General features: G+C 57.6%; 24 protein-coding genes and 1 pseudogene. 15 read left to right on the plus strand and 10 right to left on the minus strand.

All coding sequences use genetic code 11. The annotated features are described in order from the left end of the window. The first annotated feature begins 153 nt into the window (after positions 1–153). Complete coding sequence (locus tag ACM6IQ_RS13480; protein WP_414879051.1) at positions 154–516, plus strand: NUDIX hydrolase; 363 nt, start codon at positions 154–156, stop codon at positions 514–516. A gap of 14 nt (positions 517–530) precedes the next feature. Here the strand turns inward: ACM6IQ_RS13480 and ACM6IQ_RS13485 are convergent, their stop codons facing one another. From ACM6IQ_RS13485 to benA, 4 genes are read right to left on the minus strand one after another with little or no spacing between them, the layout of a single operon-like run. Next, entirely contained in the window at positions 531–1,304 is a 774-nt protein-coding gene (locus ACM6IQ_RS13485; protein ID WP_414879052.1) for a 1,6-dihydroxycyclohexa-2,4-diene-1-carboxylate dehydrogenase, read from the minus strand. 45 nt (positions 1,305–1,349) lie between these two features. Further along, entirely contained in the window at positions 1,350–2,363 is a 1,014-nt protein-coding gene (gene benC, locus ACM6IQ_RS13490; RefSeq protein ID WP_414879053.1) for a benzoate 1,2-dioxygenase electron transfer component BenC, read from the minus strand. A gap of 10 nt (positions 2,364–2,373) precedes the next feature. Next, entirely contained in the window at positions 2,374–2,862 is a 489-nt protein-coding gene (gene benB, locus ACM6IQ_RS13495) for a benzoate 1,2-dioxygenase small subunit (protein WP_017339347.1), read from the minus strand. Beyond that, positions 2,859–4,223, minus strand: coding sequence for a benzoate 1,2-dioxygenase large subunit (gene benA / locus ACM6IQ_RS13500; protein ID WP_031318997.1), 1,365 nt, complete (start codon positions 4,221–4,223; stop codon positions 2,859–2,861). Before benA ends, benB begins: the two co-directional genes overlap by 4 nt. A gap of 182 nt (positions 4,224–4,405) precedes the next feature. Here benA and ACM6IQ_RS13505 point away from each other — a divergent pair, with 182 nt between their 5' ends. From ACM6IQ_RS13505 to ACM6IQ_RS13520, 4 genes are read left to right on the plus strand one after another with little or no spacing between them, the layout of a single operon-like run. Continuing rightward, positions 4,406–4,891, plus strand: coding sequence for an Hcp family type VI secretion system effector (locus ACM6IQ_RS13505; RefSeq protein WP_017339349.1), 486 nt, complete (start codon positions 4,406–4,408; stop codon positions 4,889–4,891). Beyond that, on the plus strand, positions 4,888–6,354 hold the full coding sequence (locus ACM6IQ_RS13510; protein WP_414879054.1) for a hypothetical protein: 1,467 nt from the start codon (positions 4,888–4,890) through the stop codon (positions 6,352–6,354). Before ACM6IQ_RS13505 ends, ACM6IQ_RS13510 begins: the two co-directional genes overlap by 4 nt. After that, complete coding sequence (locus ACM6IQ_RS13515) at positions 6,341–6,724, plus strand: hypothetical protein (RefSeq protein ID WP_414879055.1); 384 nt, start codon at positions 6,341–6,343, stop codon at positions 6,722–6,724. The genes ACM6IQ_RS13510 and ACM6IQ_RS13515 overlap by 14 nt, the downstream gene beginning before the upstream one ends. Before the next feature lie 41 nt (positions 6,725–6,765). Beyond that, a complete protein-coding gene (locus tag ACM6IQ_RS13520; RefSeq protein WP_414879056.1) occupies positions 6,766–7,152 on the plus strand; it encodes a hypothetical protein in 387 nt (128 codons plus the stop codon). Positions 7,153–7,189: 37 nt separating this feature from the next. Here the strand turns inward: ACM6IQ_RS13520 and ACM6IQ_RS13525 are convergent, their stop codons facing one another. The 4 genes from ACM6IQ_RS13525 to ACM6IQ_RS13540 form a co-directional block, all read right to left on the minus strand. Beyond that, complete coding sequence (locus ACM6IQ_RS13525; protein WP_414879057.1) at positions 7,190–8,149, minus strand: AraC family transcriptional regulator; 960 nt, start codon at positions 8,147–8,149, stop codon at positions 7,190–7,192. Positions 8,150–8,269: 120 nt separating this feature from the next. Beyond that, entirely contained in the window at positions 8,270–9,199 is a 930-nt protein-coding gene (gene catA, locus ACM6IQ_RS13530) for a catechol 1,2-dioxygenase (protein ID WP_414879058.1), read from the minus strand. Between the two features lie 51 nt (positions 9,200–9,250). Continuing rightward, complete coding sequence (gene catC, locus ACM6IQ_RS13535; RefSeq protein WP_017339354.1) at positions 9,251–9,541, minus strand: muconolactone Delta-isomerase; 291 nt, start codon at positions 9,539–9,541, stop codon at positions 9,251–9,253. 10 nt (positions 9,542–9,551) lie between these two features. Further along, a complete protein-coding gene (locus tag ACM6IQ_RS13540; protein WP_017339355.1) occupies positions 9,552–10,700 on the minus strand; it encodes a muconate cycloisomerase family protein in 1,149 nt (382 codons plus the stop codon). 127 nt (positions 10,701–10,827) lie between these two features. Here ACM6IQ_RS13540 and ACM6IQ_RS13545 point away from each other — a divergent pair, with 127 nt between their 5' ends. The 7 genes from ACM6IQ_RS13545 (at position 10,828) to ACM6IQ_RS13575 (ending at position 15,481) form a co-directional block, all read left to right on the plus strand. After that, positions 10,828–11,712, plus strand: coding sequence for a LysR family transcriptional regulator (locus tag ACM6IQ_RS13545; protein WP_414879059.1), 885 nt, complete (start codon positions 10,828–10,830; stop codon positions 11,710–11,712). A 190-nt stretch (positions 11,713–11,902) separates the two neighbouring features. After that, a complete protein-coding gene (locus tag ACM6IQ_RS13550) occupies positions 11,903–12,562 on the plus strand; it encodes a hypothetical protein (RefSeq protein WP_414879060.1) in 660 nt (219 codons plus the stop codon). Further along, positions 12,559–12,966 carry a PAAR domain-containing protein gene (locus tag ACM6IQ_RS13555; protein ID WP_017339358.1) on the plus strand — a complete coding sequence of 136 codons (408 nt, stop codon included), beginning with the start codon at positions 12,559–12,561 and terminating at the stop codon, positions 12,964–12,966. The genes ACM6IQ_RS13550 and ACM6IQ_RS13555 overlap by 4 nt, the downstream gene beginning before the upstream one ends. Continuing rightward, a complete protein-coding gene (locus tag ACM6IQ_RS13560; protein WP_017339359.1) occupies positions 12,963–13,535 on the plus strand; it encodes a DUF4123 domain-containing protein in 573 nt (190 codons plus the stop codon). The genes ACM6IQ_RS13555 and ACM6IQ_RS13560 overlap by 4 nt, the downstream gene beginning before the upstream one ends. After that, positions 13,528–13,893: a hypothetical protein gene (locus tag ACM6IQ_RS13565; RefSeq protein WP_017339360.1), complete on the plus strand. Its 366-nt coding sequence runs from the start codon at positions 13,528–13,530 to the stop codon at positions 13,891–13,893. The genes ACM6IQ_RS13560 and ACM6IQ_RS13565 overlap by 8 nt, the downstream gene beginning before the upstream one ends. 172 nt (positions 13,894–14,065) lie before the next feature. Next, positions 14,066–14,731, plus strand: a complete 666-nt coding sequence (locus tag ACM6IQ_RS13570) for a Tox-REase-5 domain-containing protein (RefSeq protein WP_414879061.1) — start codon at positions 14,066–14,068, stop codon at positions 14,729–14,731. Positions 14,732–14,761: 30 nt separating this feature from the next. Beyond that, on the plus strand, positions 14,762–15,481 hold the full coding sequence (locus ACM6IQ_RS13575) for an Imm52 family immunity protein (protein ID WP_414879062.1): 720 nt from the start codon (positions 14,762–14,764) through the stop codon (positions 15,479–15,481). 19 nt (positions 15,482–15,500) lie between these two features. Here ACM6IQ_RS13575 and ACM6IQ_RS13580 read toward each other — a convergent pair whose 3' ends face one another. Together ACM6IQ_RS13580 and ACM6IQ_RS13585 are read right to left on the minus strand one after the other, a co-directional pair. Then, positions 15,501–16,400 carry a polysaccharide deacetylase family protein gene (locus tag ACM6IQ_RS13580; RefSeq protein ID WP_414879063.1) on the minus strand — a complete coding sequence of 300 codons (900 nt, stop codon included), beginning with the start codon at positions 16,398–16,400 and terminating at the stop codon, positions 15,501–15,503. 100 nt (positions 16,401–16,500) lie between these two features. After that, positions 16,501–16,659: pseudogene (locus tag ACM6IQ_RS13585) on the minus strand (ABC transporter substrate-binding protein); the annotation flags it as partial. 106 nt (positions 16,660–16,765) lie between these two features. Here ACM6IQ_RS13585 and ACM6IQ_RS13590 point away from each other — a divergent pair. The 3 genes from ACM6IQ_RS13590 to ACM6IQ_RS13600 all read left to right on the plus strand — a co-directional run bounded on the left by ACM6IQ_RS13590 (position 16,766) and on the right by ACM6IQ_RS13600 (position 18,411). Continuing rightward, positions 16,766–17,446, plus strand: a complete 681-nt coding sequence (locus ACM6IQ_RS13590) for an SOS response-associated peptidase (protein WP_414879064.1) — start codon at positions 16,766–16,768, stop codon at positions 17,444–17,446. A gap of 272 nt (positions 17,447–17,718) precedes the next feature. After that, positions 17,719–17,991, plus strand: coding sequence for a hypothetical protein (locus ACM6IQ_RS13595; RefSeq protein ID WP_017339366.1), 273 nt, complete (start codon positions 17,719–17,721; stop codon positions 17,989–17,991). A gap of 192 nt (positions 17,992–18,183) precedes the next feature. Next, positions 18,184–18,411: a DUF6555 family protein gene (locus ACM6IQ_RS13600; protein ID WP_017339367.1), complete on the plus strand. Its 228-nt coding sequence runs from the start codon at positions 18,184–18,186 to the stop codon at positions 18,409–18,411. Positions 18,412–18,461 lie beyond the last annotated feature (50 nt).

Consider the following 18,461-nt stretch of genomic DNA (forward strand, 5'->3'; position numbering starts at 1 on the left):
GATGCCGACCGGACGTCGCGACAGGATGCCGGCATCCGGTTGCACTTTCAGCCCCTGAGACACCTCCAACCTTCCAGGCGTCCGCTAAATCGGCGTCGGCCTGAATATTGCATTTTTATTACCAAAATATGACAGAAGGCAATCAGGTAACACATGAAAGTACGCGCCACCGTCATTTGTGAGCAGGACCGCTACATTCTCCTGGTGCGCAAGCCAAGGAGTCGCTGGACGCTGCCCGGCGGAAAAGTCGAGCCCGGTGAAACCGTTGCAGCCGCGGCCATGCGCGAACTGTGGGAAGAAACCGGGTTGGGGGTCGACGATTTGCTCTACCTGATGGAACTGGATTCGGGCGGCACCCGGCACCATGTCTACGAGGCATCGGTGCTGAACTCGAATGAGGCGCGCCCGCAAAATGAAATCTTCGATTGCATGTGGTTTCCGATGGACGCGGTGCACAATCTGAACACAAGCGACGCCACGCTGAGAATCGTCAAAGCGTTTCAGCGGCGCCTGTAATTCTCAGCGTTTTTTCAGCCCTGATCACCACCACCCACCGGCATGATCATGCCGGTGATGTAGGACGCTTCGTCGCTGGCCAGAAACAGAATAGCGCCTGCCTGTTCATCCAGTGTGCCGTAACGTTTCATCAAACTGCTGTCGAGCGTCTGGTCGACGATCTGCTGATACCACACCTTTTCCTCAGCACTTTGTTCGGCGCTGTTTCGCGGAATCACCCGCGGCGGTGCTTCGGTGCCACCGGGCGCCGTGGCATTGACCCGAACGCCACGGCCGGCGGTTTCGAACGCCAGGCAAGCGGTCAGCGCATTCACCCCGCCCTTCGCCGCACCATACGGCACACGGTTGATGCTGCGGGTGGCGATGGACGACACGTTGACGATGGCGCCACTGCCCTGCCCCAGCATGAACGGCAATGCGGCATGGCAGCACCACAGCGTCGGGAACAGCGAGCGACGAACCTCGGCCTCTATCTGCGGTGCTTCGTAATGCTCGAAAGGCTTGGCCCAGATCGTCCCGCCGACATTATTGATGAGGATGTCGAGGCGCCCGAAACGCTCGATGGCGGTTTGCATCACGCGGCTGCATTCGGCGTACTGCTCGAGATCGGCGGTCAGCGCGAGCACCTGGGCATGCTGGCCCAATTGTTGTTGCACCTCGAACACCAACTCGGAGCGATCAACCAGAACCAACCGCGCGCCCTCCGCCGCCATCCGTTCTGCGACGCGCCGGCCGATGCCTTGCGCAGCGCCGGTGATCAGCGCGACTTTTTCGTGAAATCTGTTCATACCCACCTCGTGTTCACGCCAACCCGGTGTTGACCCAGAGAATGCTCATGCCGCGCTGGCGGCAAACTTTTCGTAGTAGAAATTCACCGGCGCGATGCCTTGATCGCGAATGTATTGGCTGACGGCCTCGACCATCGGCGGCGGGCCGCACAGGTAGACGTCGACGTCACCATCGTTCAAATGCCTCGGTTCGATGTGCTGTGTCACGTAGCCCTTGAGCGGGTGCTGGCTGTCGGGACTGGCCACGCAGGCGCTGAAGCTGAAGTTCGGGATGCGCGCGGCGAAAGCTTCGAGGCGATCCATTTCCACCAGATCGAAATCGTTGGTCACGCCGTAGATCAGATGCAGCGGATGCTCACTGCCCTGCTCGGCGATTTTTTCCAGCATTGCGGTGAACGGCGCCAGGCCGGTACCGCCCGCCAGCAGCAGCAGCGGGCGACGAATGTCACGCAGATAAAAACTGCCCAGCGGCCCGGCCAGACTCATGCTGTCGCCGGCCTTGGCCATGCCGGTCAGAAAACTGCTCATCAAGCCGCCGGGCACGTTGCGAATCAGGAAACTGACCTCGCCGTCACGTTGCAACGAACTGAACGAATAGGCACGGGTCTGCTCGCTGCCGGGAATTGCGAGATTCACGTATTGCCCGGGCAGGAACGCGAGTTTGCTCAGTGCCTCACCTTTGATCGACAGCGCGATGGTGCTGTCGGACAGCTGACGCACGGCGCTGATGGTCGCGTCGTAACTGGCCTGTTGCGTGCGACAGACCTCCGAGGAAGCCGGTACGCGCACCACGCAATCGCTCTGGGCGCGCATCTGGCAAGTCAGGACAAAACCTTGCTCGGCTTCGTCCGCCGTGAGGGCGTCTTCGATGTATTCCTCACCCAGGTCGTAGCGGCCGGCCTCGGCGAAACACTTGCAAGTGCCGCAGGCGCCGTCGCGGCAATCCAGCGGAATGTTGATGCCTTGGCGGTACGCGGCATCGGCCACGGTTTCGCCAACGTTGGCGTCGATGAACCGGGTGACGCCGTCTTCGAAATTGAATGCAATGGAATGAGTCATGACGGCCGCCTCACAGGTGGTAAACATCGATGACCTGGCGAACGTAGTCGTTCTTCAGGATCACTTTCTTGGCCTTGATCAGCGGGTTCTCGCCGCGCACATCAAGGGTGTAGAAACTGCTGCCGAAATAGCTGTCGACGGTCTTGTAGCGAAAGCTCAACGTGTGCCAGTTGAAGCGCACCTTGCAGAGGCCGTCCGCCTGTTCCAGCAGCTCGATGTTGCTGATGTTGTGCGAGGTGCGGGTATCCGGCACGGTGGCACTGGAGCGCTCGGTCTTGATGCGGAAGATGCGGTCTTCCAGGCCGGTGCGATTGCCGTACCAGATCAACGAGATTTCCCGCTGCGGGTCTTCGGTCAATTCGTCGTTGTCGTCCCAGGACGGCATCCAGAAGGTCGCATCCGGGGCGTACAACTCCAGCCATTCGTCCCATTGCCGTTCATCGAGGTAACGCGCTTCGCGGTAGAGAAAGTCGCGCACGCTGTCGTAGGTAATAGTCATTGCACGGCCTCCACGGCAATCAGCTTCGATTGCTCGGCGGCCAGAGCCTTGAGCATGGTCTGCTGCCAATACTTGTGCTGCAACACGAACAGGCCTTCGTCTTCGGTGCGCACACCGCTGAGCAGTGGATGCAGGTCGATTTCTTTCGCCGCTTCGTCGGCCCCTTCGATCCAGTGCTCGGCACCACGGGACATGTCGTTCCAGGCGGTCACGCTGCCCTGGTAGCTGGTCTGGCAGGAGCGGAACTCCTCCAGATCGTCCGGCGTGGCCATGCCGCTGACGTTGAAAAAGTCTTCGTACTGACGAATGCGGCTTGAACGGGCGTGGTCGCTTTCGCCTTTGGGGGCGATGCAGTAAATGGTGATTTCCGTGCGATTGACCGAGATCGGCCGGGCGATGCGGATCTGCGAGCTGAACTGATCCATCAGGTACACGTTCGGGTACAGGCACAGGTTGCGCGAGTTCTCGATCATCCAGTCGGCGCGGGCCTTGCCGAAATCCTGGGCCAGTTCATCGCGGCGCTCATACAGCGGGCGATCTTCCGGGTTGGCCCAACGGGTCCAGAGCAACATGTGGCCCTTGTCGAAGGAATAGAAACCGCCGCCCTGCTTGGCCCAGCTGCCAGCGCTCATGGTCGGATTGCTGTCGCCGGCCTCGCGCTGTTTGCGCTGGTTCTGGGTGGCGGCGTAGTTCCAGTGCACCGAGCTGACGTGGTAACCGTCGGCGCCGTTTTCGGCGGTGAGTTTCCAGTTGCCTTCGTAGATGTAGCTGGAGGAACCGCGCAGCACTTCCAGGCCATCGGCGGACTGGTCGACGATCATGTCGATGATCTTCGCCGACTCGCCCAAGTGCTCGACCAGCGGCACGACATCAGCCTTGAGACTGCCAAACAGGAAGCCGCGATAGGATTCGAAACGGGCGACTTTGGTCAGGTCATGGGAGCCTTCGCAATTGAAGCTCGCCGGGTAACCGGCCTCGGACGGGTCTTTGACCTTCAGCAGTTTGCCGGAGTTATTGAAGGTCCAGCCGTGGAATGGGCAGGTGTACGAGCTCTTGTTGCCGGATTTGTGCCGGCAGAGCATCGCGCCACGGTGACTGCAGGCGTTGAGAAAGGCATTGAGCTCACCGTCCTTGTTGCGCGCGATGAAGATCGACTGGCGCCCCATGGTGGTGGTGTAGAAATCGTTTTTATTGGGGATCTGGCTTTCGTGCGCCAGATACAGCCAATTACCTTCGAAGATGTGTTCCATCTCGAGATCGAACAGGCGCGGGTCGGTGAACATCTCGCGCTTGCAGCGATAGATTCCTTGTTCTGGATCGTCCTCGAGCAGGGAGTGAAGATATTCGGGTCGCAGGGTCATGGCCGCCGCCTCCATTGTTATTGTTCAGGCAAGGCTCATGCTAGGACGGGGCAATGGGGTGGACTATCCGCGGGGTGCAGACCTTTATCCGTTTAGTGCAAAACGCATTTTCGGAATCGGACTACATAACTGCTTACAACTTCTGCCATAGACTTCGCGCCTGACGACAAGGAGTGGTTTCCATGGCTAATCACGGTTACATGACCATAAACGGAAAAGCTCAGGGATTGATTTCAGCGGGCTGTTCAACCCAGGACTCTATTGGCAACAAGTACCAGGCTGCGCACACGGACGAGATCATGGTGCTGTCCTACAGCCACAACATGACCACTATCGGGAACCTCAACAGATCCACACACAACCCGATCATCATCACCAAAGCCGTCGACAAATCATCGCCACTACTCGCCCAAGCGCTTTCAAACAGAGAAGAAATCAACTGCACGATCAGTTTTTACCGCGTATCGCCCTCTGGCTTGCAGGAAAAGTTCTATACCGTTTCGATCAATGGCGGAGTTATTACCGACCTGACGCTCGAAATGCCTCACGCCATTCTTCAAAACGACGCCGAGCCACAAGAGCAGGTGGCGATTCGTTATCGCGACATCGCGTGGACCCACCATCTGGCTAAAACCGCCGGTTACAGTTCGTGGGGTGAAGAGGGATGAATCCGTGGGACATCAACAGCGCGGCGGGAAAACTGGTGGGGCAAGCTCGCACGCTTGGCACTCGTCATCTTGCATACGGTAGGGCGCGGGAACAGTTCAACAGAGAAGTCGCTTTTTATGCAAAGCGTATTGCTGACGATGTTGGGCGAGGCCACAAAACTCCGGAACAGGGCTTACAGGCGCTTGTGCAAGAACAACGCGACCTGCTCATCCAATCGCAAGCCCTGACGGGAAAAGCTCCGGCCGCGATCACTGAACCTATTAAAAGATTGCCGGTATCAAGGCTCACACAGCCCGTTTCAAAACCTGACCCCGTTCGTTTACTGCGCTACGTCCATGCGCAAAATCTCAAGTCGACTGCCATGAACTCGCCCGGCGCCTTGAAGGCGGCTACCTCGCCGCATCCTGCCCCGGACTTGAAGTTTTTCCCTCAGGAGCAATGGCCAACGCCGGTCCCACAAGAAGAACCCGGGTTCTATGTCGTACCGAGAAGCACGACCGCTGACAAACTGCAGGCTCAGCTTTTTACTTCAGCCTCCCCCGCCGTCATCGCCAAATTCAAGGCGCTGAACCCGAATCTGGATCAGGTGAAAGCCGGGACGATGATTGTTCTCAGCGATCCGGACAATCATCTGTGTACTTTCGAAGAAGCGTTGTTGATGCAGGCGGCGGCTAATGTAAATAGAGCCTTGGAACCGCTGAGTTCGGAAGAGGCCGATTTCATGGCGCGGCACTATGACGAGATTGCCTTCCTTATTTCCAAGGGTTCACTCGGGGCAAGTGCGGGATTGGCCATGTTCTCGAAGAACCTGCACGACGTGGATATTATTCTCCGTGACATCGAAAATTTGCATACCCGGACTTTTCAAGCCAACGGTCACCTGAAGTCCGCCGAGTTTTACGCCGAGCGCAAACGCTTGTTGACTCAGTTGAATTCCCATCTGACCAAATTTACAAAAAAGAGCATCGGTTTTCCGGACCACCCCAATCTGAAAAGTGTGTTGGGCATATCGACTAAAAGCCTTGTTCATCGCTGGAGAAAAGCAGGGGCTATTGGGCAGATTCCTGGTTATGCCACGCATATTGATGCCGTTTCCAAAGCGGCGAAGTACGTCAAATATGGTGGCTGGGTTGGTACCGCAGTGGGTGGAGGGGCCTCGGTTGTTAAAGTTCAAGGGGTATGTGCGGCAGGAGATGCGGAGGCGTGTAGGAAGGTGAAATTTACAGAAGTTGGTGGTGTTGCCGGAGGAGTGATAGGTGGTGCTTTCGCGTCAGCAATATTGACCAGCTCGACGGTGGGTTGGGTCTGCGCGGGCTTAGCAATCCCGACTGGAGGAACAGCCGCTCTCGCATGCGGTCTGATAGTAGTCGGGGCAGGTTCCTTTGCAGGTGGGCTTTTAGGAGGGGATCGGGGAGAAGCATTAGGCGAATTGATATATGAGAATACAAATGAACAGAACTGAAATAGTTATCGGTTATTCATCCGGGGTAGTGCTTATCGCGATGTGCATTTGGATCGCCTTAATGCTACATGTGGCATACACGAAAATGGATTTTATTCTGGAGCATTTGAAGAACTGCAAAGCCATCATGGCACGTGTGCCGCTCAGGCACGGTGGCGCTTGGGGAAAACTGATGCTTATAGGAGGCATTTCCGGAATCATCACTTTCCCAGGATTCTATCTTAAAAGAGGTGAACTGAGCTTAGATGACTTACAAGCTTTTCCAAAACTGCTGAAACGTAAGTTCATCATCATGCACTGGAGTGCACTTGGGCTCATGGCGGCACTGATTTTACTGGTTTCTATCGATAGTTCTGGACTGTTCTATTAGCGAGTCCATTATGCAGATAAAAAAATTTACGAGATCATTAAATGAGCACAAGCACTAGTGACACAATATTTCTTGTCATTAGCTTGATCGACTTTGTTGGCGCATTTATATCAATCGGTATATCACTTCACCTCGCCTACACAAAAATGGATGTGATGCTGAATCACCTGCAAAATTGCCCCGCAGTTATGATTCGGGCACCGTTCAGAAACGGTGGGCCTTGGGGAAATATGTTTTTACTGGGCGCCATAATGGGCGTGATGACAACACCTCGTCTCTATCTACGTGATGGAGGTGCCTGCGCTGAAGACCTGAAGAACTTTCCTGCCGGCCTCAGGCGAAAGCTGGTTATTTTGCAGTGGACCGGCTGGGGGCTGTTACTTGTGATGTTCGGCCTCGCCGCCGTTGCCGAATTTGAGCTTGTCTGAAAATAATCGCTGTCGCGAGAGACCTTTTACGAGCGACTCAATCCCGCCGCTTCAACGTATCCGACGGCAATTCCCCAAACTGCTTGCGATAGTTATCCGAAAACCGCCCCAAGTGCAGAAACCCATAATCCATCGCCACTTCCGTCACATTGCGCACATTGCAGGTCGGGTCGATCAGGCATGCATTGATACGTTCCAGGCGTTTCTGCCGAATGTAGTTTTTCGGCGTGGTGCCGGCGTTGCGTTCGAACAACCCGTACAGCGAACGCAGGCTCATCCGCGCCTGTCGCGCCAGTTCTTCGCTATCGATGTCCTGCTTGAGGTTGCGGGCGATGTAGTCGGCGATCACCTCGAACGTCGCCGTCTGTGAGCCAAGGCTGATACGGCTGACATTGGTCTGCATCAGGCTGAGCATCTTGCTGACAATGATCTGCGCGTAGTGCTCCTGCACTTTTGGAATCTGCTCGGTGGCTTCGGCTTCCTGGCAAATCATCGCCAGCAGGCCGACAAAACCTTCCAGCTCATTGAGCTGATAACGGTTCTCCAGGAACCGCACGCCCTGCGCCGGATAGCGCCAGCGTTGCTCGTCGCAGACCGATTCCAGCAACGACGTCGGGACTTTGAGGATGAATTTTTCGCAATCGTCGGAGTACGTCAGGTCTACCGGATCATCGGGGTTGATCAGCAGCAATTCGCCAGGGGCGAAGTAATGTTCCTGACCGTGACCACGCCACAGGCAATTGCCGCGCAGCAAAACTTGCAGGTGATAGATGGTTTCCAGCGCGCCGGAAGTGACGCGAACGCTGCCGCCGTAGCTGATGCGGCACAGGTCGAGACTGGCGAACTTGCGGTGATTGAGACTGGCCAGCGGGTGCCCGGCGCGGGGCATCAGGATGCAATGATTACCGACATGCTGATTGACGTAGCCCGACACCGCGTACGGGTCGGCATGGTCGAATACGGAGCTGCGCTGACTCAACAGTTGCGCTTGCATCATCGGGTCACTCTCATTGTTGTTATAGGTTGCGTCGGACCATTCTAGGGCACTGCCCGAAACACACAAAGCCACGAGATAAACGGTCGGTTATCTCGTGGCCCGGTTCGGCAGTCGAGGTGATCAGTCCTCGAGTGCGCGAACCCGCTCGTGACGTTGCTGCTCTTCAGGCTGGGCAGACGACTGCAAGGTGAAATCGAATTCGATTTCGGCAAAGCGCCCGCTCACGCCGTAGGCCGCCGCACGTGCCTGATCATCGCTGAAGGTGATCTTCGCGATCAGCTCGTCACGGGTGGCGTAGGCGAAATCGTCGTGCAGGTATTGATCGCCATCGAGGTTGATCTGGGTGGTCAGGTGACGATGATCCGGTGCCGAGATGAAGAAGTGCACGTGCGCCGGACGCTGGCCGTGACGGCCCAGTTGATCGAGCAGTTGCTGGGTCGGACCGTCCGGTGGGCAACCGTAGCCCGACGGCACGATGCTGCGGAAACGGTAACGGCCTTCGGCATCGGTGACGATACGGCGACGCAGGTTGAATTCCGATTGCGTGGTATCGAAGTACGAGTAAGTGCCGCCCGTGTTGGCGTGCCAGACATCCACCACGGCGCCGGCCAACGGTTCGCCAGCGGTATTGAACACTCGGCCCTGCATGAACAGCGTCACACCCGGATCGACGCCATCATCCAGACGCGCTTCGCCCTGGGACAACGGTGCACCGGCCACGTACAGCGGCCCTTCGATGGTCCGCGGCGTGCCACCCGCCTTGCCGGCCTGCTCGTCTTCGGCGTCCATCAGCAGGTCCAGGTAATGTTCCAGACCGAGCCCGGCCACCACCAGCCCGGCTTCCTGACGCGCACCCAGTACGTTGAGGTAGTTGACGGCTTTCCAGAATTCTTCCGGGGTCACGGCGAGATCTTCGATGATGTTCACCGAGTCACGCAGGATGCGGTAGATCAGTGCCTTGACCCGCGGGTTGCCGGCGTCATTGAGCAGGCCGCTGGCCTCTTCGAGAAATTTCTGGGCGCTGGCAGTGTGGGAAATCTTGACGTTCATGGTGGTTCCTCATCTTGTAATTATTAGCGTAGCGAACTGAACAGGCTGGGTTCAGCGGTCATCCTCGCGGATGGAAGAAGGATGCCGGCACATCGCGGTGACTTCGATCGCCATGTACGGATACAGCGGCAATTGCATCAGCAGGTCGTGGAGCTCTTGAACGCTGTCGACATCGAACACGCTGTAATTGGCGTAAAGCCCGGCGATGCGCCACAGGTGACGCCACTTGCCTTGTTCTTGCAGGCGCTGGGCGAGCGCTTTTTCGTCAGCCTTCAATCGGGCGGCTGCTTCAGGATTCATGTCGACCGGCAGGTTCACGGTCATTTTTACGTGGAACAGCATAAGGCTCTCCTCAAGCAAGATGAATGGCGGTAGAGGTTTTGTCGCGACGGAAGAACGCCAGGCGCTCTTCATCGAGGCTCAGGCCCAGGCCCGGGGTTTTCGGTACGTGCAGCTCGAAATCGCGATAGACCAGCGGCTCGCTGAGGATGTCTTCGGTGAGCAGCAGCGGGCCGAACAGCTCGGTGTCCCACGCCAGTTTGTTCAGCGTGACAAATGCATGGGCCGAAGCCAGTGTGCCGATGCCACCTTCAAGCATGGTGCCGCCGTACAGGCCAATGCCGGCCGCTTCGGCAATCGCGGCCGTTCGCAGCACGGCACGCGGGCCGCCGTTCTTGGCGATCTTAAGGGCGAACACCGACGCAGCGCCTTCACGCGCCAGGTTGAACGCATCTTCAACGCACTCGATGGATTCGTCGGCCATGATCGGTGCCGGGCTCATGGTGTTCAGGCGCGCCATGCCGGCGCGATTGTTGCGCGAAATCGGCTGTTCGATCAGGTCGATGCCGTTGGTGCCGAGGATCCGGCAGGCACGCAGCGCGACGGCTTCGTCCCAGGCCTGATTGACATCGACCCGCACGCTGGCGCGATCACCCAGGGCTTTCTTGATCGCGATGACGTGGGCCAGGTCGCGATTGACTTCGCCGGCACCGATTTTCAGTTTGAAGATGCGATGGCGGCGCAGGTCGAGCATTTTTTCCGCTTCGGCGATGTCCTTGTCGGTGTCGCCACTGGCCAGGGTCCAGGCCACCGGCAGTGCATCGCGAACCCGCCCGCCCAACAGTTCACTGACCGGCAGGCCGAGTCGTTTGCCCTGGGCGTCGAGCAACGCGGTTTCGATACCTGACTTGGCGAAGGTGTTGCCCCGGATGCTGCGCTCCAGGCGCAACATCGCGGCGTTCACGTTGGCGCTGTCCTGGCCCAGCAACAGCGGCGCGAAGTGGCGGTCGATGTTGGTCTTGATGCTGTCCGGGCTTTCGTTGCCATACGCCAGGCCACCGATGGTGGTGGATTCGCCAATGCCTTCAATGCCATCGGCGCAACGCACGCGAATGATTACCAGGGTCTGGTTCTGCATGGTGTGCATCGCCAGCTTGTGCGGGCGGATGGTCGGCAGATCGACGATGATCGTCTCGATCGATTCAATGGCAGTTTCCAGCATGGCGATACCCGTCAGGTTCTTAAAGTTCTGGAACCGATTCTGGTACGGCTTTTTTCGGGAAGCCAATATAGAATTGGTCTGACTTGATACCTTAAAGGTATGCAACTGGATTGTTTGCGGAGGCCTCATGGAACTGCGTCACCTGCGGTATTTTCAGGTGTTGGCTCAAACCCTCAACTTCACCCGCGCCGCTGAATTGCTGCACATCGCCCAGCCACCGCTGAGCCGGCAGATTCAGCAACTGGAAGACGAACTCGGGGTGTTGTTGCTGGAACGCGGCAGGCCGCTGAAGCTGACCGACGCCGGTCGGTTTTTCCATGAGCACTCCACCGCCCTGCTCGAGCAACTGGGCAAGGTCTGCGACAACACACGACGGATAGGCCTGGGCGAAAAAACCTGGCTGGGCATCGGTTTTGCGCCGTCGACACTCTATGGCGTGCTGCCGGAACTGATCCGCCGTTTGCGCAGCGGCGAGCCTCTGGAGCTTGAGCTCGGGCTCTCGGAAATGACCACGCTGCAACAGGTGCAGGCGCTCAAGGCCGGTCGGATCGACATCGGTTTCGGGCGGATCCGCATCGACGACCCGGCCATTATCCAGACTGTCTTGACGGAAGACCGCCTGGTCGCCGCCCTGCCCGCCGGCCATCCATTGCTGGCCGGACCGATCAGCCTGCGCGATCTGGCGAAGGAACCCTTCGTGCTGTACCCCGGCAATCCGCGTCCCAGCTACGCCGACCATGTGATCGCGTTGTTCGAGTCGTATGGTGTGAGCATCCATGTGGCGCAATGGACCAACGAGCTGCAAACCGCCATCGGTCTCGTGGGCGCGGGAATCGGTGTCACCCTGGTGCCGGCCTCAGTGCAATTGCTGCACCGCGACGACATCGGTTTCACGCCGCTGCTGGAAGACAACGCGACTTCGCCTATCATCCTTAGCCGGCGCGTAGGCGATGTCTCGCCGGGGTTGAATCATTGTTTGCGGATGATTGATGAGTTATTGCCGAGGGACTGACCGGCGAACGCACGACCAGAATTCAGATACATTTGGTCACAACTTCCTGCCCGACCCGACTTTGTCGGCTGCAGGGAACAGGTCATCATGCCCTGCGCAGAGAATGCGGCAACACCCTGTCTCATCTTTTTGCAGTCCGAATGGAATTCGGCAGTTACGGTTTCGCGACGGTAACGTTCAAGGAGTAAGGATGCTTCGCCCATCGACATTCAAGTCATCCATTCGCCTGTATGGTCTGCTCAAAAATGTGAGCGGTGCTCAGGCCGGACTCGCGCTGACGACCCGAAACAGCCAGGGGCACCCTGCCGTCCAGGCCTTCGTTTCCAGGCTGGACGCTGAAATCATGGCCCGCACGTGCGGTGATGATGATCTGCAGGTGCGGCCTCTCTCGCAATTCTTTGACCCTGACTCTTTCCTCGCCGCCAATCGTGGTTGGCTGACGCTGCATATCGGTTGCGGTTTCGCCGCTCACACCGACAGGCTGATCGAAACCGATAAACGATTACGCCCCATGGGTTGGTTCATTCACGCCGATATCGGGAAGTGGACGCCTGACCACTACGTGTGTTGGGGCGAGCAACTTTCCCGCCAGCTCCAGGCGACTTACGACGCTGCCGGCCTGCATCACTACAACTCCCTGCTCAACGAACTGGATGACGCACCGGCGTACGATCTCCAGTGGCATACCACAGAAGCCCTCAACGCTTTACCGGGCGGTGCCTGCACCACCGCTCCCCCCACACAGGTTGCACTGTTTGACGCCATCGAATGTCGATGGTGTTTCGCAAAATCGAATGCTCAAGGAAACAGCTTGCACGATACACGCGTGCTTCAAGGAGGATTGTCATGAGTGGAAAACCTGCAGCACGGGTCACCGACCCTACGGCGTGTCCACTTCCGGGTCACGGTACGAACCCTATTGTCAGCGGTTCGGCGGATGTCTTTTTCGACGGACTCGCCGCCGCCCGGCAAACCGACACAACGGCCTGCGGAAGCGCACTGACGAGCAACGTCGTTCCCAATGTGCTGATCAATGGCCTGCCGGCGGTGACCATCGGGACGTTGGGTAATCACGGAAACGTTGTGGTGGGTGGATCCGGCACTGTCATCATCGGAATGAGTGGTGGCGGGGCCGCGGTATCAGCGGTCGCTTCGTTGCTCAAACTTCCGACGCTGTGCCTTCCCTGCTTGCTGGCGGCAGCCAAAAGGAACGCGAGTTTTGTTCCGCTGGAAAATCTCGGGGCCTCCCAATGATCCCGGACGACCAGACAATTCTTGTCGATCCGCAAACCCGGAATTCGTTGCAGACGATTCAGCGTGCTCGCCGAGCGAATCCCGGTCTGCGTCACTACGCATTGGTTGACGGCGCGCGCTATCTGACGCTGACCAAACGCTTCGATGAGCCCGGTGACCGGGTTCAATGGCAATGGTTGCTGGAAGGCACCGAGCTGGATGAAATCAAGCACGCAGGCCCGGCACTGGTGACCTTTACCGATGAAGACCCGCTCAGCGATCAGCTACTGCTATGGCTGATCGGCAGGGACCAGCAATCGCCCCTGGTGTCCTGGCTGTGGAGTGAACAGGGGTTCGAAACCCTCGCCGCCCACCTGAAAAGCCAGTTGTTTACCCGCCTCCCGGACGGTCGTCGTGCGTTGTTCCGCTATTACAACCCGACCGTGCGCCAGGCCCTCGAACCGGTTTTGACCGAGACGCAACAGGCGGAGCTCATGTCCGGCATCCTTTTCTGGCAAACCTGGCGACCCTTGCAGCGGGATTACCTGACCTTCAACGCACCGAAAAAAACGGAGGTTACCAGTGCTTGAACTCAGTGCAGAACAACTCGAACAACTGGATCACATCCGTCAGGACGAAGTCATCGACAAGCTCCTGCTCGAAGTTCGCCAGCAAGACCCCGCGTGGTTCGCAAAAGTAGGTGAACCCAAGGCCAGCGCGTATCTCAGACAGCTACGTGATGAGGCCGAAGCGTTTGGTATCGTGGCCCCCGAAGAAACCGAACTGTTCATGCGCTATGGGTTGTACAAGCCGGGCTTTCAGACATCGCCAGGGTTTGTAGAATGGATGCAACGCCCTGTTGCCGATACGCCGGAACAACGTTTTCGAGATTACGACAGCGTCATGCAATACATTGACTCACTAAAGGAATGGCCACGCGCCAAGTAAACCAGGGACGACAATGAGCAACCTTCTGAAAACACCCGGAACCGCAGGCTCCGGCGAACAACTCGCCCGAGGGCCGTTTCCCGTCCCTCGCGGAGGCATGCGCGGTCCTTTCGAAGGAATCAGGGTCCCACCACCCACCCGTATGCCTGCGCCACCGCCCCGCCCTGCTCCCATGCCGGCACCGCAACCGGCGCCCAAGCCGATGCCAATGCCGCAGCCGCAGGTTCAACCGAAACTTCAAACCGACCAGAAAACCGACGCACCACCGGTGACTCGCGAACAAACGCGTCAGAAAGAAGAGCAGTGCAAGAGCGAGAAAAAAGATTGCGTGGACTGCCCTCCGGACAAAGGCGTGATGGCGATCGCCAACAACGGTAAAGGTCACAGCATGTCTGACCTGTCCTCTCGCTATCAGCAATGGGTGACGAACTTTCCCTACCCGAACGAATGGCGGTGGAGCAACACCTGGTGGGACGGCTTTGACAAAAGCCGATGCACATTACTGGAGGCCAAGGCACGCTACGCCTTCATGTTCTTCCCTGTCCTGAATACCCCTCGGCCTTGGGCCAATGTCAGAGAAGAATTGATTGCCCCCGCCAGAGCACATTCACAGAAAGCCAGGCCTACGCCTCCTGTTTCGGTGGAGTGGCATTTCATGCAACGCGTGGTCTACGAATACTGTTCAGAACAATACAGCGACCTTGGCCTGACCAACCTGAGGGCGTTCTGGAACCCCCTGCCCGGTACCAAGGACCAGGAGGAATACGACGAGCTGCGCAAGGAAGAAGAGAAGCAAATGGAGGAGTACTACAGAGATAACCCGGGATTGATCGCCTAGTCCGACCCGCAACGCATTCAAGGTGTCAGCATGACCAACTTCAAAAGCTTCATCTTCACACTCAGGTTCAACAAGCAGGCCATTACGTCACTTCCCCTTGAGCTGCAGATAGAAAAAGCGGCCAGGTTTTTGCGAGAGCTCGGGGCCATCAGCCCGCTTCTGGCCAACTGGTATCTGCAAGGGAAAAGCCTTAAGGACTCGCTTGCAACCAATGTCAGTACCGACACTCAAGCGCTGATCGACAAGGTTAAACGAGCTCATGATCCCGAGCTGCCTGACCTGACCGAATTTTCGGTGTGGAACGCCATCGAGGACCCGCTTGAGGGAGGCGTCGCTTTTCATTACAGCGCACACAATCTCGACTCCGTGTCCGCCCTGTCGTTCGAGGACGCCGGTGCCCTGTTGATGAAGTTTGAACACCCGCAGGAGATGTTCACGGAAATCATCAGCCTGGCCGTGAACATCTGGCCTGAAATTGACTGGGTCACCCTCGTACCGGCCCATTACTTCAGAAAAGGACGTGTCTTCAAGGACCGACAGACGATTGGATGGATCGGCTTTTGCCCCAAATCGTTGAACCTCGCAGACTTCCCCCAGGCACACAAACTAATTCCTGTACCAGACCGGGGAACCCTTGTCATCAGCTGCCCTGAGGTGATGAACGAGCAAAACCTCGACCACGTTGAACGGGTTGGGGATATCGATACAAAACTGGTGGAGCTGGGTTATTTGCCGATGTTTCTGAACTGAAGCCTGGCCGACGAGCGGATCAGTTCGCGTCCGCTCCCCAGATCCAGTTCCAGATCCCCGGCAATTTCACCGGTTGTGAACTGTCGCGAACAGTACGCGCCATCGCCGCCCGTTGCAGCTCGGCTTGATCGTCATAGAACGGCTTCTGCGCCGTTTTCAAGCCGGTCGCCTGTGCGCTATCCAGCAGGATTTGCAAGTACTCGCGGGCATGCCGGGCGGTGTAGCGATTGAGGTCGTGGAAGGTCACCACCACCGGGATCACGCCGTCCACGGTGGGCAGTTCGCCCAACGCAATGCGCTCTCGCACTTCCGACAGCTGTCGCAGCATGTTGGCCCGCCGCCGGGGACTGGCATTGAAGCCCCAGATCTTGCCGTCGTTGGCACTCAAGTCGGTCAGCAACACGTGCAAGCCGTGCTTTTGATAAGCCGCGAAGACCCGTTTGTCATAGTTCCAGAATGGCGGACGCACCAGGGTCGGTGGCGTGCCGGTGATCGCGGCAATATCGGCACTGCCCTTGGTCAGCGACTGTTCCAGTTCTTCCGGGCTCAGGGAACGGTGATTGGTGTGCCAGTGAGTGCCCGTGTGAAAACCCAGTATCTGCCCGTCGGCGTGTTCGCGGCGCATGACCTCGCGGCCGATGTCGCTATCACCCGCCCGTGGCGCGCCGGTCTGTACGAAGAACACCGCTTTGAGGTTCGGTTGCACCGGGTTCGTGGCCAGGCTGTCGAGAATGGTGATCGTCGGATTCCAGAAACTCGACGCGCTGGGACCGTCATCGAAGGTCAGCAGAAAACGGATCGGCGGTTGCGCGCGCAGCCGCTGTTCCGTCTGCGCCGTCATTTCGATGGGAGCCGCGATGCAACCCACCAGCCCGACGGCAATGGCGAGTGCGCAGAAAACCTTGAACAGCTGTTTCATGGAGTGCCCTGGACCAGACCGTTGAGCCCGCACACATGTGCAGGCGCCGGTTGGATCAGGTTACACAGTGTTTGGTTCCAGCGCTGCCGTACAGCGTCGGTTACTGGTTGAGGGCCTGCTGGAACGAGCTGTCGATGATCGGCACGGTTGCCAGTGCCGAAGGCAGTGCCTTGACCTTGAACAGGACGTCCGCCGTGCTCTGCAAATCCTTGGCCGCCTGCGCGTCTACCGGGCCGACGGTCATGTGCGCCTCCAGTAGGCGACTTTCCTGCCCTTGAGGTCGGCGATGGTTTTCACCGGTGAATCCTTGGCGCACGTGATCTGAGGCACGACTATGCTGAAACCTCCGACGGGAGGATTCGGTCATGTGCGGACGACTGTCGCAGTACCGGGGCATCCACGATTTTGTCGCGGTACTGAGCATTTCCGATGCGCTGATCAACCACGTCGGCGACGAGCCGTTGGCCCGCTACAACGCGGCGCCGACTCATCAACTGGCGTTGTTTCACCAGGAGGACGTTGGGCTTGTGGCTGACAAGGTGCGTTGGGGCTGGCGGCCGCACTGGGCGAAGGATCGCGCGGCGCCGATCAATGCCCGCGTCGAAAAAGTCGCCCATGGCCCGTTCTTCCGCACGATCTGGCCGCACCGCGCAATCGTACCGATTGATAACTGGTTCGAATGGGTCGATGCGGGAGACTCGACCCGACAGCCGTGGCTCATCCGTCGACGGGACCGCGCGCCGATTTTCTGTGCCGCGATTGGACGGTTTCCTACGAATAGCGAGGAAGCGCGAGACGACGACGGTTTCGTGATCATTACCGCAGACAGCGCCGGCGGCATGCTCGATATTCATGACCGCCGACCGGTGGTTCTGTCGCCAGAACTGGCAAGGGAATGGCTCGACCCCGCCACTCCCCGGGAACGCGCCGAACAGATGGCCTTGTGGCAAGGCGAAGGCAGTGAGGTATTCGAGTGGTACAAGGTCGGCAAAGCCATTGGCAACGTCAGGAACCAGGGCGCTGAGCTTATTGATGAGCAGAGATGAAACTATCAATACCGAGACAAACGCAATCGTATTTAACACCTGTCGATACAGGCTAATAACTTGAACGTTACAAAGAGTGTTTCACCCAAGAAACACTTGTAGAAGTCTGGCGATTTGATCCTTCAACCGCTTGTCTGACATCTGCATCGACGTACATACATTTAGAATGACTACGGATAGCATGCGCGCCGCATTTCCATCGGCACCGCCCAGTTGACCAAAAAGTCAACAATTAAGGAAATCCCACAACTACAAGCCTTGCAGAGAACTAAATGCGCGACGATTTTGCAATTGATCAAGTCGTTAGTCTGGAGTGCGTTTATCTTTCGATGACAGAACACTTTCGACTTAACTGTTTTATCGAACATTACATCAAGACCCGTGACCTGCGATCAGTTCCGGGGATCGACGGCATCCTGCGTTCAACCCTCGGGCACTATCCGGGCAAGCCTCCGGTGATGGTCAACGAGCTGAGTGCATGGATCGACAAGACCTTGGGCTATCGGGCTTCCCATCCCGATGTGTTGCAGCTGGACGACGCTTGAAACCACACTCGGGGACCCGTTTGGCAAAAGAACTGAACGAACCCGCCCTCGAAAGACTCTCAACAACTGAGGCTCGCTGAGCCTCATCTGTTTTCAGCCGTCTTATTTCTGCACGAAGCTCGCCCCGCAGATCTCTATGAATGTCCTGTTCGACGACTAAGCCAACGACTTGGCTGGCTTCACGAGAAATACATGAGCGAACTCGTTCCTTATGCCGTGCATTACATGTTCGACGGTGTGCGAAAGCATTTTTTCAAACTGGCGGTGCATTTTTCTGATGTCGATGCCATACATTCGGCGTCTGCGCATGCTTATCCGGAATCCGATCGAAAGATCGCCGTACATGCCACCCTTGAAACGGCACGTATCAAGGCGCAGCAATTGGGTATTACCCAGATTCGCTGGAATGTGTCGATCTGATTGGCCTATACAACAAAGCCCCGGTTGATTCGGGGCTTTTTTGTAGGTGT

This window comes from Pseudomonas sp. IT-P100, from assembly GCF_949767185.1.
Classification (GTDB): Bacteria; Pseudomonadota; Gammaproteobacteria; order Pseudomonadales; family Pseudomonadaceae; genus Aquipseudomonas; species Aquipseudomonas fluorescens_B.